The 531-nt window shown below is 51.4% G+C and carries 1 protein-coding gene and 1 pseudogene; both read right to left on the bottom strand.

Going from position 1 to position 531, the window contains the following annotated elements; genetic code table 11:
• Positions 1-274, bottom strand: a pseudogene (locus IEY53_RS34860) (hypothetical protein); the annotation flags it as partial.
• A gap of 79 nt (positions 275-353) precedes the next feature.
• Positions 354-531, bottom strand: a 178-nt coding sequence (locus IEY53_RS36250) for a helix-turn-helix domain-containing protein (RefSeq protein WP_189032948.1), incomplete at its 5' end; no start/stop codon positions are given.

Below are 531 nucleotides of genomic sequence, written 5' to 3'. Positions count from 1 at the left end.
GAGCTTCTGGATAGTGAACTTCCAGCAACTCACGAACCTCTTGCGCCCAATCGACCCGGGTTCGGCGTTCACGTACGGTCACATGCCGCCATCCAGCTAACGGCTCTGTAAAAATGAAGATGCTGCATGTCCCCTTGCGGAGGTATTCACTGTCCTCCCGTTTCACTTTGGCCGGCTTCATGGGAATCGCTTGTCGGGCATCATCTAAAAGCTGGTACGGCTTCTCGTCCATGCAGATGACTGGACAATGCGCGTGATACGGTTGTTGGTACACATCCAGAACGTCTTCCATGGCGGCGACAAAGGTCGCATTTTGCTCCGGTGGGATGCACCAGCATTTCCGAAGATGAGGCTTAAGTTCGTTTTTTTAACACGTGTCTGACCGTCTCGTGAGAAATGCTGTCAATATAGTGTAGTTCCACTGCTTTTTGTGCCAACAAACTGAGTGACCAGGTACTTCGCCCAGTAGGAGGCGTACTACAACTGAGTGCAATAATCTTTGCCTCGACTTCTCCGGTGACTTTAGGGGGA

The sequence above is a fragment of the Paenibacillus albidus genome (assembly GCF_014644435.1).
Lineage (GTDB): Bacteria > Bacillota > Bacilli > Paenibacillales > Paenibacillaceae > Paenibacillus_AQ > Paenibacillus_AQ albidus.
This window is presented reverse-complemented; position numbering and strand designations above follow the sequence as displayed.